Below are 14797 nucleotides of genomic sequence, written 5' to 3'. Positions count from 1 at the left end.
CCACAGCTTAGTGCCTGGCCGTCGGCCGGGCACCACCCGGGGGAGGTACCGGCCACAGGGGCAGGTGTCCGGACAGGTCGGAGCGCACGCCGCTGGCCCGCACCAGGTGCTCCGACACCGCCTGTTCCCAGGGGGTGCGGCCGGTGGCCACGCGCAGCCAGGTGAGAGGGTCGGTCTCGACGACGCCCGGCGGTGTGCCGCGGGTGTGGCGGGGCCCCTCGACGGCCTGCACGGCGCCGTACGGCGGTACGCGCACCTCCAGGCTGTGACCGGGAGCACGGTCCGCGAGCACCGCCAGGGTGCCCCGCACCGCGGCCTTGAGGGCCGCGCGCACGGGCTCCCCGGCGCGCAGCACGGCCTCGGCGCAGGCGGCCACTGCGGCCTCGTCGTTCCCCTCGAAGGGGGCCTCTCCCAGTTCGGAGAGCTGTTCGTCCAGGGACGCGCGGAGGCGCCGCACGGCGCTCGCGCTCAGGGCGGAAGGCATGGAGGTGAGCCTACGGGCCCGAACCGCGGCGTGGCCGGGTGATCGGCCCGTTGAACGGAGGGGGTACTTGTTATTGCGGCCAAATAGACCGAAGGTGGACATCGAAGAACCCCGGTGGAACTGTCCACCGGTCTCCGCTCGATTGGGTGATTCCTGTCTCAGCGCGACGCTGGCCAGCGGGAGCGGGACACGGTAGCGTCCCGAACCGTCCCGGTGTTGTCGAGATTGGGAGGATTGCGATGGACCCCGCACCCCCAGGGTGTTCCACGCGGCGGCACCACCAGATGAATAAGCGGTGACTAAGCCCGTGCCAGCCCAACCCCTCGGCGCCGGACCGGCGCCGCCCAGCCCGGCCGCGCCGGACCAACTGGCCGACGCGCTTAACATCCACCAAGGAACACCACCGCACCATCGGGAGAACGACGTGCGCCTGCGCTTGCGCCCGCGTGATGACAGTTACTACGAGATGTTCACCGACTCGGCGAACAACCTGGTCATCGCGGCTCGCCTGCTGGTGGAGCTGATGAGTGACGGCGCCGACCGCGAGGCCATCACCGAGAAGATGCGCGCCTGCGAGCACGCGGGTGACGACGCCACCCACGCGATCATGCGACGCCTCAACAAGAGCTCGGGGACACCCATCCACCGGGAGGACATCTACCGTCTGGCCTCGAACCTGGACGACGTGATGGATTCCATGGAGGCCGCCGTCGACCTCATCGGCCTGTACGGCCTGGAGCGCCTCCCCAAGGGGATCATCGACCAGATCGAGGTGCTGGAGCGCGCCGCCGAGCTGACCGCCGAGGCGATGCCCCGCCTGCGCACGCTGGAGGACCTGACCCGGTACTGGATCGAGATCAACCAGCTGGAGAACCAGGCCGACCGCATCTACCGCAAGCTCCTGGCCCGCCTCTTCAGCGGGGAGTACGACGCCCTGACGGTCCTCAAGCTCAAGGACGTCATCGAGGAGCTGGAGACCGCCGCGGACGCGTTCGAGCACGTCGCGAACACGGTGGAGACCATCGTCGTCAAGAACGGCTGAGGCTCCCCGGACCGCCCCGTGGGGGCCGGCGGCGGGCGGGCGTGCCCCCTCGCACGCCGAAGCCCCCGGGGGCCGCTGGAGCGTCCCGTCGCCCTGCCGCGCACACCCCTCGTCCCGGCCGGGGCCGAGGGGACGGGTTCACAGGCCGGTGACGGTCCGGTTCGGGACGGTGCCCGGTGGTGTGAACGATCTACGCGGCGCTGGAGTCGGGTTCCTGTTCCGTAGGGGTTTCCATCCGTACCCGCAGAACCAGCCCCAGGGCTTCGGCGATGCGCTCCAGTGTGGGCAGTGTCGGCTCCGTGCCACCGTGCTCGAAACGGGCGATGCTGGACTGGGGCATGCCCGCCCGGCGCCCGAGTTCGGCTTGGGACCAGCCGAGCTGCTCCCGCCGCAGCCGGACGGTCTCAGCCAGTTCGAAACGCAGCCGGGTGAGTTCGTAGGCCTCTCGGACTCCGGGCCGGTCGAAGCGCTCGGACGACTTCAGTTCGGACAGGGTCCTTCTCGGTGAGGTACTCATCATTCCTCCTCGCCGTCGACGGTGTGACCGGCGCGCAGACACTCGTTCATGGCCCTCGTCGCCCGCCTGACCTCGGCTGACTCGCGCGCCCGGGTCTTGCGGAACACGGTCAGCATGATGATGCGTCGCTCGCCCGCGATGTAGTAGGTGACGCGCACCCGCTGCCCACCGCAGTAGAAGCGCAGTTCCCGCGGTTTGCCGTCCAGTTGGCTCGTGTAGGGGAACCCCAAGCCGACTCCGCGGGACTCAAGGAGGTCCAGGTGGAACATGGCCTGCGCCCATTCCTCGTCAGACAGCGCCTCCAGCCACAGCTCGACTTCCGGCTCCAGTTCGATGCTACCCCAGCTCATAGCATCGATGCTATGAGCGTGGCGGTGCGGTGTTCCGCGTTCGTGCGGATGTTATGGATCCGTGGCACATGGCATGGAGAAGGTGTCCGTCAGGTGCCGGGCAGCCGGAGGTCGGAAGCTACAGGCCGGTGACGGTCCGGTTCGGAACGGTGCGTCGGGACAGCAGCCCGGCGAGGTGGTCGAAGAACCCGTCGGCGTCGATCTCCTCGATCACCGTCGCGTTCGCCTCCAGCCCGTGCACGCCCCAGGACATGGCCGAGTAGCCGCGGGTCAGTTCCCCGGCGGTCTCCACGTCCACGTGGTAGCGCGCGGAGCGGCGCACCAGCTCCGGGTGGAGCAGCACCGCGGCGGTCAGGGAGTCGGGGTGGGTGGTGCCGTCGATGCCCACGCTGCGGTCGAACTCCAGCGTCGCCGCGCACACGCGCCCGAAGAAGTCCGACAGCGGCGTGCCGAGGGCGGCGAGGGCGTCCAGCCGCTCCTGGCCGAACACCGCCTGGCGCAGCGTCAGAGGGTCCCAGGGGACCACGGTGATCTCGAAGCCCGCCGCGAACACGGCCTTGGCCGACTCCGGGTCCACGTAGAAGTTGAACTCCGCGGCGGCGGTGATGTTGCCGCGGCCGTTGTTGGACCCGCCCATGACGTAGAGGGCGCCGACGTTGCGGGCGAAGTCGGGGTCCTTGGCGGCCGCCATCGCGATGTTGGTCAGCGGCCCGATCGCCACGATCGACAGCTCGCCGGGGTTCTCCGCGGCCAGCCGGACCAGGGCGTCCGCCGCGTGCTCGCGCTCGGTCTCCAGCCCGGAGACGTCCATGGACAGGCCCCCCGACCCGTCGCCGTGCACGTTCTCCGCGCTCACCCACGGGCGCACGAGCGGACGGCGGCAGCCCAGGTACACCGGCACCTCGCCCAGGCGACCGGCCACGCTGAGGGTCAGGAAGGCGTTGCGCACCTGCTGGTCGAAGCCGACGTTCCCCGCGACCATGGTGATGGCGCGCAGGTCCGCCTCAGGGTCCAGCAGCCCGATGAGGAGGGCCACGCAGTCGTCCTGCGCGGTGTCGGTGTCGATCACCAGCGGTGTGGTCACGCCTGTCCTCGTGTTCTCTCGTCCGCGGGGGCCTCCCGCGGTCACTCGCCCACCGGTCATCCCAGGGGTACTAGCAGCGGTCTAGCCGAAGCGACCACCCGATCACCGGTCGTCCCTGGTCGGGAAGGGTCCGGGTGACGGTTTAGCCGAAGCGACCACCCGATCACCGGTCGTCCCTGGTCGGGAAGGGTCCGGGTGACGGTTTAGCCGAAGCGACCACCCGATCACCGGTCGTCCCTGGTCAGAGGGGTATCAGCAGCGGTTTAGCCGAAGCGACCACCCGATCACCGGTCGTCCCTGGTCAGAGGGGTATCAGCAGCGGTTTAGCCGAACCGACCGGTGATATAGTTCTCGGTCTCCTTCTTCTCCGGCCGGGTGAACATCTGGTTCGTCTCGCCCATCTCGATGAGCTTGCCCGGCTTGCCCGGAGCCGACAGGTTGAAGAACGCCGTCCGGTCGGACACACGCGCGGCCTGCTGCATGTTGTGCGTCACGATGACGATCGTGTAGTTCTCCTTGAGCTGGTGGATGAGGTCCTCGATCGCCAGGGTCGAGATCGGGTCCAGCGCCGAGCACGGCTCGTCCATCAGCAGCACCGACGGCTTGACCGCGGTGGCGCGGGCGATGCACAGCCGCTGCTGCTGCCCGCCGGAGAGGCCCGAACCGGGCTTGTTCAGCCGGTCCTTGACCTCCTCCCACAGGTTCGCGCCGCGCAGCGAACCCTCCACCAGCTCGTCCGCCTCGGACTTGTTCATCCGCCGGTTGTTGAGGCGGGCACCGGCGATGACGTTGTCGTAGATCGACATCGTCGGGAACGGGTTGGCCTTCTGGAAGACCATCCCGACCTCGCTGCGCACCATGACCGGGTCCACGTCGGGCCCGTAGATGTCCAGGTCGTCCAGGAGCACCTTGCCCTGGACGCGGGCTCCCGGGGTCACCTCGTGCATCCGGTTGAGGGTCCGCAGGAAGGTGGACTTGCCGCAGCCCGACGATCCGATGAACGCCGTCACCGACCGCGGCTCGATGGTCATCGACACGTCCTCCACGGCCTTGAAGTCGCCGTAGTAGACGTGGAGACCGGAGACGTCGATACGTTTCGCCACTGGAAGTTCCTCGTGAATCTGCTCCGCGCGCGGGGCGTGGGCGGTGTGTGTAGGGGTCAACGGGCCTTCGGCGCGAACAGGCGGCCGATCATGCGGGCCAGGAAGAACAGCAGCATCACCACCAGGATCAGGGTCAGCGCCGCCGCCCAGGCCCTCTCGTAGTTGACGGCGCCGCCCATGCGGACCTGCGAGTAGATGAACACCGGGAGGTTCATCATCTGCCCGTCGAACAGGTTCCAGTTGATCGACACCGCGGACGACCCCGTGGTGAGGATCAGGGGAGCCGTCTCTCCGATAACGCGGGCGATGGCGAGCATGATTCCTGTGGTCAGGCCGGCCGCGGAGGTGGGCAGCACCACCTTGGTGATCGTCCGCCACTTGGGCACCCCCAGGGCGTAGGAGGCCTCACGCAGGTCCTGCGGCACCAGCCGCAGCATCTCCTCGCTGGAGCGCACCACGACCGGGATCATCAGCACCGCCAGCGCGATCGCGCCCGCCGCGCCGTTGGTCCGGCCCGGGCCGAACAGGATCATCCACAGCGCCACCACGAACAGTCCGGCGACGATCGACGGGATGCCCGTCATGACGTCGACGAAGAACACGATGATCCGCTTCATGCGGCCCTCGGCGTACTCCACGAGGTACACGGCGGTCATCACGCCGATGGGCACCGAGATGAGCGTGGCCATGCCGGTGATCGCCAGGGTGCCCACGATCGCGTGGTACACGCCTCCCGCGTCCATGCTCGGCAGGACGCCGTTCATGGACACCGTGAGGAAGTAGGCGTCGAACCGGACGATGCCGTTGCTCAGCACCGTCCACAGCACCGACACCAGCGGCAGCATCGCCAGCAGGAAGCACAGGTAGACCAGCGAGGTGACCAGCCGGTCCTTGGCCTTGCGGCCGCCCTCGACGCGGGCGGAGGCCGTCACGACGATCACCACGTACGCGGCGGCGGTGAGCAGGCCCCACAGCAGGAACCCGAAGGACGAGAAGGCCAGCAGGACCCCGGCCACCACGGCGGCGGAGGAGGCCAGCAGGGCGGCGGGGAAGTGCTGCGGCAGGGAGCCGCGGCGCAGGTCGGTCGCGGTGGAGCCCGCTTCGGGGCCGGGAGGCTGCGTGGTCGTCGTGTCCATCAAGACTCCTTGCTCCCCCGGGTCACGACGTAGCGCGCGCCCATGTTGACGACGAGGGTGATCGCGAACAGGACCAGCCCGGCGGCGATCAGCGCGGAGACGCCGTACCCGGTGGCCTCGGGGTACTGGAGGGCGATGTGCGCGGCGATGGTCTGGTTGCCGCTCTGCAACAGGTTCCAGGAGACGATGAGGGAGGGGGACAGGATCATCGCGACGGCCATGGTCTCGCCCAGGGCGCGGCCCAGGCCGAGCATGGCGCCGCCCACCACGCCGGATCTGCCGAAGGGCAGCACGGCCAGGCGGATCATCTCCCAGCGGGTGGCGCCCATGGCCAGGGCGGCCTCGCGGTGCCCCTGCGGGGTCTGGTGGAACACGTCGCGCGCCATAGCGGTGATGATCGGCAGGATCATGACGGCCAGCACCACGCCCGCGGTGAGGATGGTGCGGGCCGAGGTGGAGGCGGGGCCCTGGAACAGCGGGATCCAGCCCAGGTAGCGCGTCAGCGCCTGGTAGACGGGGACCAGCTCCGGCGCGAGGAAGCCGATGCCCCACAGGCCGTAGACGACGCTGGGGATGGCGGCCAGCAGGTCCACCAGGTAGCCGAGTACCGAGGCGAGCCTGCGCGGCGCGTAGAAGACGATGAACAGCGCGATCCCGATCGCCACCGGGGTGGCCAGCAGCAGCGCGATGGCCGCGGCCAGGACGGTGCCGAACGCCAGGGCGGCGACACCGAACGCGGGTTCCTCGCGGACGTTGGGGTCCCACTCCGTGCTGGTGAGGAAGTTCACCGTGTTCGCGGTCAGGGACGGCCAGGCCTGCACGAGCAGGAAGGCGGCGACACCGGCGAGGATCAGCAGGATCAGGATGCCCGAGCCTCGGGCGAGCCCGGCGAAGGCGACGTCGCCGATCCGGCGCTTGCCCGTGGGCGGCGGTGCCGCCTCGGGGGCGTCCGTGGTCGTCATGGGTTGGCTCCGGTTCGGAAGGTTTCGGGGCGGGTCGCCCGGATGGTGCGGTGCGTTCCGTGCACCTTCTGCGTGCCTGGTGTGTTCCCTGCGACGCGTGGTTCTCCCGCCGGTCGGGGGATGTCTCCCCGCCGAGGTCCCCTCCGCGTCCCGTACTGGGGCGATCGCCGGTCACCGCGCCACGGTCCGTGGTGGAGGGTGGCCGTGCTGCGCCGAATGTGAAGGTAGGTGCAACAGGTGACCAGTTGTCCCAAACAAGATGAACGGAAGATGAACGAGGTGTCGCACTCCCGTGGCGGCCCGGGGATTGCCCGGTGAATGTGACAGGTCACACGTTCGGGCGGGGGGCGTCGTCCCTCGGCGGCGCGTACATCACGTCGGTGTCCCACATGGCGAATCCGAGCGACTCGTACAGCCGCACCGCCGCCTCGTTGTCGCCGTCCACGTACAGGTGGACCCACGGCAGACCGGCGTCGCGCAGGTGCCGCAGACCCGCCAGGGTCAGGGCCCGGCCGAGTCCGCTGCCCTGCCACTCGGGGTCCACGCCCACCACGTAGACCTCGCCCACCGGCTCGCCGTCGGTGAGCCCGGCGCCGTCGGCGTGGGTCTTGGTCCAGTGGAACGCGGCCACCCCGCCGTCCTTGGCGGTGGCCAGGAAGAAGCCGTCCGGGTCGAACCAGTCCTCCACCTCGCGCTGGAGCAGGTCGTCCAGGGTGAGCTGGCCCTGCTCGGGGTGGTCGGCGAACGCCCGCGCGTTGGCGGCCAGCCACGCCTGCTCGTCCTGGCCCACGACGAAGGGGCGCAGCCGGACCCGTTCGGCCACCTCGGGCCGCAGCTCGGGCTCGGGCAGCTCGGGCGCCTCCCAGGGGCCGCCCGGCTCGTCCCCGGCGATGTCGCGCAGCGGCATCCGCATCTTGTGGAGTTCGCGGACGGCGGTCCAGCCGTCCTCCCGCGCCACCGACACCGCCTGCGGGGTGCGCCCGTGCGCCCACACGCGGACCCCGTCCGGCCCGGCGTCCCGGTCCACCGAGTGCAGCAGGGCGGTTCCGTGCCCGCGTCCGCGGTGGTCGGGGTGGACGACGACCTCTCCGGAGTCGGGCTCGCCCGCGACGCGCTCCACGAAGGCGAAGCCGACCGCGCGCCCGTCCTCCAGGACCAGGTGGAAGCGGCTGCTCCCCGAGGGGGCGCCGTGTCTGACGCGGAGCAGGGTGTGCTCCGACAGCGGTGCGACGCCGTCGGCCGCGCGCGCGGCCTCGGCGAGCGTCAGCACCTGTTCGGCCAGGGTCCGGTCCAGGTCATCGGTGACTAGCGGGGTGTCCATGGACCGAAAGCCTACGACGGGGCGACGGCAAGACTTCTGTCAGCCACGGCAGGTGAGATGTTTGTCCTGGTAGCTGCCCTGATCCACGTGTCGCCGGTGCCGTCCCCGGTGGCGGGGCCGCCGGGGAACGGCTCCGGGACGTCCTACTTCCTGCGGCGCCTGCCCTGGTAGCCGCCGCCGACGCGGACGCGCCGCACCGGTGCGAGCGGGGCCGCGAGCAGCAGAGCGAGGAGGAACGCGGCGAGCAGCACCGCCGGGGCCATGTTCGGCCCCAGGTCGCTGTGGTCGGCGGCCACCTCGGTCCCGTCGAGGTCGTCGTCCTGCGCGCCGGGGGTCACCGTGGGCAGCTCGGCGAGGTTCTCCGCGCCGGGCACGACCCCGGGCAGGGCCGCCTCGTCGCTGGGCAGGTCCGGGAAGCTGTCGCGGGTGGTGGGCACGTCGCTGGTGGGCACGTCGTCCACACGGCCGGAGGAGCGGGGCGCGCCACCGGAGCCGCCGGACCCGCCGCCGCCCGAACCGCCCGAACCGCCCGAACCGCCGCCGGAGTTCCCCCCGCGGTCGTCGTCACGGGTGGGGTCGGGGCGGGGCGTGTCGGAGGGGCTCGTGGTGTCGTCCGGCTCCTCGGTCTCGGTGGGCTCGTCCGTGGGTTCCCCGGTCTGCTCCGGGGGAGTGGTGGGCTCGGGCCTGGCGATCGAGACCGTCCACGTGCCGGTGGCGACGGTGTGCGTGCTCGCGGGCTCCAGGGCCGCGCACGCGACGCCCTCCTGCGCGAGCGCGTAGGTGAGGGTGGCCGTGACCTCGGCCCGCTCGCGGGTCGCGCCGGTGACCTCTCCGGCGGACGCCTCCTGACCGGGGGCGACCTCCTGGGGCGTGAACCCCCTGACGCCGAACCCGCCGGTGTCCACGCTCATCGCCAGCAGGCAGACGCTGGCGTCGCCGGTGTTGGTCGCGGTGAGGGGGTTGACCGCGGAGTCGCCCAACTTCACCTCGTCGGAGTCCCGCTCGAAGGAGACGACAGCAGACGGGTCCGGCTCCGGGGAGGACGGCGGTGTGGAGGGCGCCGGGGAGGCGGACGCGGAGGGGCTCGGCTCGGCGTGGGCCGGGGACATGGCGGCGACCAGGCTGGAACCGACGAAGACGGCCCCCAGGGCGATGGCCGTGCGACGGCGTCCGGGGGTGAGCGGGGGTCTCGCGGCGTTCGTGGGCATCGGGGCGTTCTCCTCCTCGCGGATGGCGCGCCAAGGCAGCTTCTGCGCACCCGCTCGCGGGGAGTTTCGCCGCGCCTGACGTCCCGGCGTGGGGGTGCCCACACGATCTTAGGACCTGGGGCCGTCGAACACGAGTGTTCGGACGCCCGTTCTCACACCGTTCGCCCGCGGGACGGTCGGCCCCTGGAACGCGGTGGGTGGGGCCCGCGGCGGTGGACGCGGAAGCGCCGGGTCCCCGGGTGTCCGGAAACGACTCCGGGGCGCCCGCGCGGGCGCCCCGGGGTGGTCCTCGGGCGGAGGGAGGCGGCTCCCCGCGTGCCGCCCTAGGTCGCGCTGGGCTCGGCGGAGCGCGCGGCGGGCGGCGCGTCGACCCCCTCCGGCACGGCCGAGGGCGCCTTGGCGACCGGGTCGGGCACGAAGCGGTAGCCCACGTTGCGCACCGTGCCGATCAGCGACTCGTACTCCGAGCCCAGCTTGGCGCGCAGGCGCCGCACGTGGACGTCGATGGTGCGGGTGCCGCCGAAGTAGTCGTAGCCCCACACCTCCTGGAGCAGCTGCGCCCGGGTGAACACCCGGCCGGGGTGCTGCGCCAGGAACTTGAGCAGTTCGAACTCCTTGAAGGTGAGGTCGAGGATGCGGCCGCGCAGCCGCGCGATGTAGGTGGCCTCGTCGATGACGAGATCGCCCCTGCGGATCTCGTCGGGGTCGTCCGTCCCGGCCTCGGCCGACCCCACGGCCAGCCGCAGGCGCGCCTCGACCTCCGCGGGACCGGCGGTGGACAGGATGAAGTCGTTCACCTGCCAGTCGGGGGTCAGCGCCGCGACGCCGCCCTCGGTCAGGATCACCATCAGCGGGCAGTCCAGGCCCGTGGTGTCGAGCAGGCGGCAGAAGTTGCGGGCCGCGGCGAGGTCGGTCCGCGCGTCCACCAGGATGGCGTCGACCGGCGCGCCGGAGCCGCCGCCCGCGTTCGACGCCAGTAGGGCCCCCGCCTCCGCCGGCGCCACCCGCACCGAGTGCAGAAGGAGACCGAGGGCGGGCAGTACGTGGTCGGACGGTTCGTTCGAGTTCGTCAACAGCAGCAGATGGCTCATGCGTCTCTTCTCGTCACCCCGCTCTGTGCGGGCGATCGAAGGCGCCATTGCCCCCGGTGAAGATGTCCAATTCGTCGCCTCCGAGCAACACCAAGGATAATCAACGGATGGCGAAGTGCACTATCAGGTACTGGGCGGCGGCCAAGGAGGCCGCCGGAACCGCCGAGGAAACGGTCGGGGCCGCCACGCTCGCGGAGGCTCTGGAGGCGGCGTGTCGGCTGCACCCGGACGACCGCTTCCAGCGCGTACTCGGATCCTCCTCGCTGCTGGTCGACGAGCGGCCGGTCGGGCGCAGAGCGCACGGTGACGTGCCGGTCGCGGACGGCACTGTGATCGAGGTCCTACCGCCCTTCGCGGGAGGCTGAGGGGCCGTACGGCTCCGGAAACAGGAGGGGAACATGGCGGAAACACCCCAGTGGGCGGGCCAGGCGCGCGTGGTGATGCTCGGCAAGCCGGGATGCCACCTGTGCGAGGACGCCTGGGGGGTCATCGAGCGGGTCACGGACGAACTCGGCGCCAGCCGGGCGGTGCGCCAGCTCGACGAGGTCGGCGCGGACGAGCGCGAGGAGTACTGGGACAAGATCCCGGTGACGTTCGTGGACGGGCGGCGCCACGACTTCTGGAGGGTGGGCGAGGACCGCCTGCGCTCCGCCCTGGGCGGCTGAAGGGGTTTTCGTCGGTTCTCCGGGGGATGTGCGGTCAGCGGCCCGGGCGATGGGCGAAAACGTTTCCGGCCGCTCTCACGGGACGGCTCCTCCGGAGAGCTGAGTAAGCCCGAAAACTACGACTGTGCCCACAAATATGCACATATGACGGTCTTTGGTTGTCCCGAATTGCCGGCGTACGCACCGGAGGTTTCCACGGGGGCGCCAAGGCCCTTGCCGGTGGGAACTTATGAGCCCGCCGTCACAGCGGGCCCCACTTTGTGCGTGCTTTCACAAGCGCGTAATCTAGGTACTCCAAGACACGCCCGAGGGGCGCGGCGGCAGCAGCCCGTCCGCTCCCCGCGCCGGTCCCGGCGGCCCGCCTCCCGCCCGGACCGCCTCCCGCGCCCGCCCGCCGACCAGGAGCGCCCGCCTGTGACCAGTCGTCCACCACGGCCCCGGGAGAGGGGCATCCCGGAGGCCACCGTGGCCCGGCTCCCCGTCTACCTGCGGGCCCTCCAGACCCTCCAGGACCGCGGCACCCTCACCGTCTCCTCCGAGGACCTCGCCTCCGCCGCCGGTGTGAACTCCGCCAAGCTGCGCAAGGATCTGTCCCACCTCGGGTCCTACGGGACGCGTGGCGTGGGTTACGAGGTGGAGTACCTCGTCTACCAGATCTCGCGTGAGCTTGGTCTCACCCAGGACTGGGCCGTGGCCATCGCCGGGATAGGCAACCTGGGCCGCGCACTGGCCAACTACGGGGGGTTCGGGACCCGCGGGTTCCGTATCGCGGCGCTGCTCGACGCGGACCCGGCGATGGTGGGGCAGAGTGTCGCCTCCCTGGACGTGAGGCATATTGACAACCTGGAGGAGGTTGTCCGTTCAGAGAGGGTTTCCATCGGTGTCATCACGACACCGGCGGTCTCCGCGCAGGGCGTGGCGACGCGCTTCGTCGAGGCGGGGGTGGCCAGCATCCTCAACTTCGCGCCGGTCGTACTCAATGTGCCGGACGGAGTCGATGTGCGTAAGGTCGACTTGTCCATCGAACTCCAGATCCTCGCCTTCCACGCGCAGCGCAGGGCCGATGGCGACGGCCGCGGCGCGGAACGCGCGGGACTGGAGCTGACGTGACCTGAGGGATGGACGATCCGGGCCGCGAGGCCCGCATGAGCGGTGGGCGATGAGCGAGCGTGCGCCGCGCCTCCGGCGGTCTGGCCGCCGCCGGGGCATACGAAGACGCTGTGTGGTGCCTGCATAGGAGTAGTGCGGATGAGTGTCCTGGCCGTGGGGTTGAGCCATCGGAGTTCGCCGGTGGCGCTCCTCGAACGTGTCGCGCTGAACGGGGAGACCCGCGCCAACGCGGTCGCCGAGATGGTCGGCTCCGAGCCCGTCAACGAGGTCATGGTGGTCTCCACCTGCAACCGCACCGAGGTCTACGCCGACGTCTCGGCCTTCCACGGCGGCGTCTCGGCCATCACCGAACTCCTCTCCTGGCACACCGGCGTCCCCCTCGGAGAGCTCTCCGAGCACCTCTACGTCCACTACGAGGACCGCGCGGTCCAGCACCTGTTCTCCGTCACCTGCGGGCTCGACTCCATGGTCCTCGGCGAGGGACAGATCCTCGGCCAGGTGCGCGACGCCCTCAAGGAGGGCCAGGAGACCGGTTCCGTCGGCCGCGTCCTCAACGACCTCGGCCAGCGCGCCCTGCGCGTGGGCAAGCGCGCCCACACCGAGACCCACCTCGACCACGCGGGCGCCGACATGGTCAGCTTCGGCCTCACCGTCGCCTCCGGCGGCCTCGGGCTCGGCCCGACCGGCGCTCCCCAGACCACCGCCCTCCAGACCGCCCAGACCGTGGGTTCGCTGCCCCCCGCGGGCTGCCCCATGTCCGCGGTCCCGGGCGACACCGCCGACGCGCCCGGGCTCGCCCGGCCCGCGCACGGCCCCCTCACGGGCGTGCGCGTCCTCGTCCTCGGCGCCGGATCCATGAGCGCCCTGTCCGCCAACACCGTCTCCCGCCAGGGCGCCGAGGCGGTCGTCGTGGCCAACCGCACCTTCGACCGGGCCGCGCGCCTGGCCGAGTGCCTCACCGAGGCCTACGACACCGTCGAGGCCCGCGCCGTCCCCTTCGCCGACGCCGCCGGGGTCCTGGCCGAGGTGGACCTCGTCATCTCCTGCACCGGAGCCCAGGGCCTGGTCCTGACCGCCGAGGCCGTGGCCGCCGCCACCGCCGGGCGCACGCGGCCCCTGGTCTTCCTCGACCTCGCGCTGCCCCGCGACATCGACCCGGCCGTGCGCGAGCTGCCCGGCGTGCGCCTGGTCGACATCGAGGACCTGCGCCAGGCCGCCGCCACCGCTCCCGGAGCCGACACCGGCCGCGACAGCGCCCTCACCCTCGTGCGCGGCATCGTCGACGAGGAGGTCACCGAGTTCCGCGCGGTCCGCCGCGCCCACCAGGTGACCCCCACCGTCGTCGCCCTGCGCGCCCAGGCCAGGGACGTGGTGGACGCCGAGCTGTCGCGCCTGCACGGCCGCCTGCCCGCCGACCTCGACGACCGCACGCGCGAGGAGATCAGCCGCGCCATGCGCCGCGTCGCCGACAAGCTCCTGCACAGACCGACCGTGCGCGTCAAGGAACTGGCCGCCGCACCGGACGGGGAGTCCTACGAGGCGGCACTGAGAGAACTCTTCGCACTCGACCCCGGAAGCCCCGAGGCGCTCACCGCCCCCGAGGGCACCGCCACCGCGGCACGGACCGCACAGGAGAAGTCATGACCGGCACGCCCTCCCACGGCACGACCGCCGACGGAGCACCCGACCACGGCGCCCCGGCCAGGCTCGGCACCCGCCGCAGCACCATGGCCACCAGCCAGTCGCGCATGGTCGCCGACGCCATCACCGCGCGCACCGGCAGGGTGATCGAGCTGGAGCTGATCACCAGCTTCGGCGACGTCACCAAGGCGCACCTGACCCAGCTCGGCGGCACCGGCGTGTTCGTCAACGCCCTGCGCGACGAGCTCCACGCGGGCACCGTCGACTTCGCCGTCCACTCGCTCAAGGACCTGCCCACCACGCCCGCCGAGGGGCTCGTGCTGGCCGCGATCCCCGAGCGCGACGACCCGCGCGACGCCCTGTGCGCGCGCGACGGGCTGAAGTTCGCCGACCTGCCCGCGGGGGCCAGGATCGGCACCGGCTCCCCGCGCCGGGTCGCCCAGCTCGCCGCGCTGCGCCCGGACCTGGTCTACGTCCCGATCCGCGGCAACGCCGAGACCCGTCTGGGCAAGGTCGCCTCCGGAGAGCTGGACGCCGTCGTCCTGGCCTACGCCGGACTCGGCCGCGTGGGACGCACCGAGGACGTCACCGAGGTCTTCGAGCCCGAGCAGATGCTGCCTGCGCCCGGCCAGGGCGCCCTCGCCGTCGAGTGCTCCGTCGAGCGCCTCGACGGCGACCTCGCCTACCTGGCCTCGGTCGACCACCCCGCCACTCGCGCCGAGGTCGTCGCCGAGCGCACCGTGCTCTCCGAACTGGAGGCCGGTTGCGCCGCCCCGGTCGGCGCCTACGCCCAGTACGACGCCGAGACGGGCCGCCTGCGCCTGCGCGCCGCCGTGGTCGCCACCGACGGGGCCGAGGCCGTGCGCCGCGAGCGCGCCGCCGACCTCGCCTCGCCCGGGGACCTGGCCGCCGCCACCGCGCTCGGCCGGGACCTGGCCCGCCAGATGATCGCCGAGGGAGCCGACCGCATCGTGGCCGAGGCCTTCGCCGAGAGGGACACGCCCTAAGCAGGAGCAGTCGGCGGGCCTCCTCGGCCTGGGCCCGCCGTACCGCCGCCCCCGGCGCCGCACACCGGGGCGCGGC

General features: G+C 71.6%; 16 protein-coding genes. 6 read left to right on the top strand and 10 right to left on the bottom strand.

Annotated elements, in window-relative coordinates; translation table 11 throughout:
* Positions 1-7 precede the first annotated feature (7 nt).
* Positions 8-484, bottom strand: coding sequence for a sterol carrier family protein (locus tag UIS43_RS15590; protein WP_013155382.1), 477 nt, complete (start codon positions 482-484; stop codon positions 8-10).
* A 424-nt stretch (positions 485-908) separates the two neighbouring features.
* Between UIS43_RS15590 and UIS43_RS15585 the strand changes: the two genes are divergently transcribed.
* Positions 909-1526: a DUF47 domain-containing protein gene (locus UIS43_RS15585; RefSeq protein WP_013155381.1), complete on the top strand. Its 618-nt coding sequence runs from the start codon at positions 909-911 to the stop codon at positions 1524-1526.
* A gap of 190 nt (positions 1527-1716) precedes the next feature.
* On the opposite strand, the gene UIS43_RS15580 is transcribed toward UIS43_RS15585, so the two are convergent.
* From UIS43_RS15580 to UIS43_RS15540, 9 genes are all read right to left on the bottom strand, one after another.
* Positions 1717-2043 (bottom strand): helix-turn-helix domain-containing protein, encoded by a 327-nt coding sequence (locus UIS43_RS15580; protein ID WP_013155380.1) that lies wholly within the window; start codon positions 2041-2043, stop codon positions 1717-1719.
* Complete coding sequence (locus tag UIS43_RS15575) at positions 2043-2393, bottom strand: type II toxin-antitoxin system RelE/ParE family toxin (RefSeq protein ID WP_370010518.1); 351 nt, start codon at positions 2391-2393, stop codon at positions 2043-2045. Before UIS43_RS15575 ends, UIS43_RS15580 begins: the two co-directional genes overlap by 1 nt.
* Before the next feature lie 118 nt (positions 2394-2511).
* On the bottom strand, positions 2512-3477 hold the full coding sequence (locus UIS43_RS15570; protein WP_013155378.1) for a nucleoside hydrolase: 966 nt from the start codon (positions 3475-3477) through the stop codon (positions 2512-2514).
* 323 nt (positions 3478-3800) lie between these two features.
* Positions 3801-4580, bottom strand: coding sequence for a phosphate ABC transporter ATP-binding protein PstB (gene pstB, locus UIS43_RS15565; RefSeq protein ID WP_370010515.1), 780 nt, complete (start codon positions 4578-4580; stop codon positions 3801-3803).
* Positions 4581-4636: 56 nt separating this feature from the next.
* Entirely contained in the window at positions 4637-5716 is a 1080-nt protein-coding gene (pstA, locus tag UIS43_RS15560; RefSeq protein WP_013155376.1) for a phosphate ABC transporter permease PstA, read from the bottom strand.
* On the bottom strand, positions 5716-6678 hold the full coding sequence (gene pstC / locus UIS43_RS15555) for a phosphate ABC transporter permease subunit PstC (RefSeq protein ID WP_013155375.1): 963 nt from the start codon (positions 6676-6678) through the stop codon (positions 5716-5718). Before pstC ends, pstA begins: the two co-directional genes overlap by 1 nt.
* Positions 6679-7006: 328 nt before the next feature.
* Positions 7007-7999, bottom strand: a complete 993-nt coding sequence (gene mshD, locus UIS43_RS15550; protein ID WP_358169663.1) for a mycothiol synthase — start codon at positions 7997-7999, stop codon at positions 7007-7009.
* 143 nt (positions 8000-8142) lie between these two features.
* Positions 8143-9207, bottom strand: coding sequence for a hypothetical protein (locus tag UIS43_RS15545; RefSeq protein ID WP_071622919.1), 1065 nt, complete (start codon positions 9205-9207; stop codon positions 8143-8145).
* 323 nt (positions 9208-9530) lie between these two features.
* Complete coding sequence (locus tag UIS43_RS15540) at positions 9531-10298, bottom strand: response regulator transcription factor (protein ID WP_013155372.1); 768 nt, start codon at positions 10296-10298, stop codon at positions 9531-9533.
* 107 nt (positions 10299-10405) lie between these two features.
* On the opposite strand from UIS43_RS15540, the gene UIS43_RS15535 reads away from it, so the two are divergent.
* From UIS43_RS15535 to hemC, 5 genes are all read left to right on the top strand, one after another.
* Positions 10406-10663 (top strand): MoaD/ThiS family protein, encoded by a 258-nt coding sequence (locus UIS43_RS15535; RefSeq protein ID WP_013155371.1) that lies wholly within the window; start codon positions 10406-10408, stop codon positions 10661-10663.
* Positions 10664-10696: 33 nt separating this feature from the next.
* Complete coding sequence (locus UIS43_RS15530) at positions 10697-10963, top strand: glutaredoxin family protein (protein ID WP_013155370.1); 267 nt, start codon at positions 10697-10699, stop codon at positions 10961-10963.
* Between the two features lie 414 nt (positions 10964-11377).
* Positions 11378-12073 carry a redox-sensing transcriptional repressor Rex gene (locus UIS43_RS15525; RefSeq protein ID WP_013155369.1) on the top strand — a complete coding sequence of 232 codons (696 nt, stop codon included), beginning with the start codon at positions 11378-11380 and terminating at the stop codon, positions 12071-12073.
* A gap of 138 nt (positions 12074-12211) precedes the next feature.
* Complete coding sequence (locus UIS43_RS15520; protein ID WP_013155368.1) at positions 12212-13717, top strand: glutamyl-tRNA reductase; 1506 nt, start codon at positions 12212-12214, stop codon at positions 13715-13717.
* Positions 13714-14721, top strand: coding sequence for a hydroxymethylbilane synthase (hemC, locus tag UIS43_RS15515; protein ID WP_013155367.1), 1008 nt, complete (start codon positions 13714-13716; stop codon positions 14719-14721). Before UIS43_RS15520 ends, hemC begins: the two co-directional genes overlap by 4 nt.
* Positions 14722-14797: the final 76 nt, after the last annotated feature.

Origin of the sequence: Nocardiopsis sp. LDBS0036, assembly GCF_041228755.1 — a bacterium.
Classification (GTDB): Bacteria; Actinomycetota; Actinomycetes; order Streptosporangiales; family Streptosporangiaceae; genus Nocardiopsis; species Nocardiopsis dassonvillei.
The sequence above is the reverse complement of the archived record's forward strand: the minus strand, read 5'-3'. Positions and strand labels throughout refer to the sequence as shown.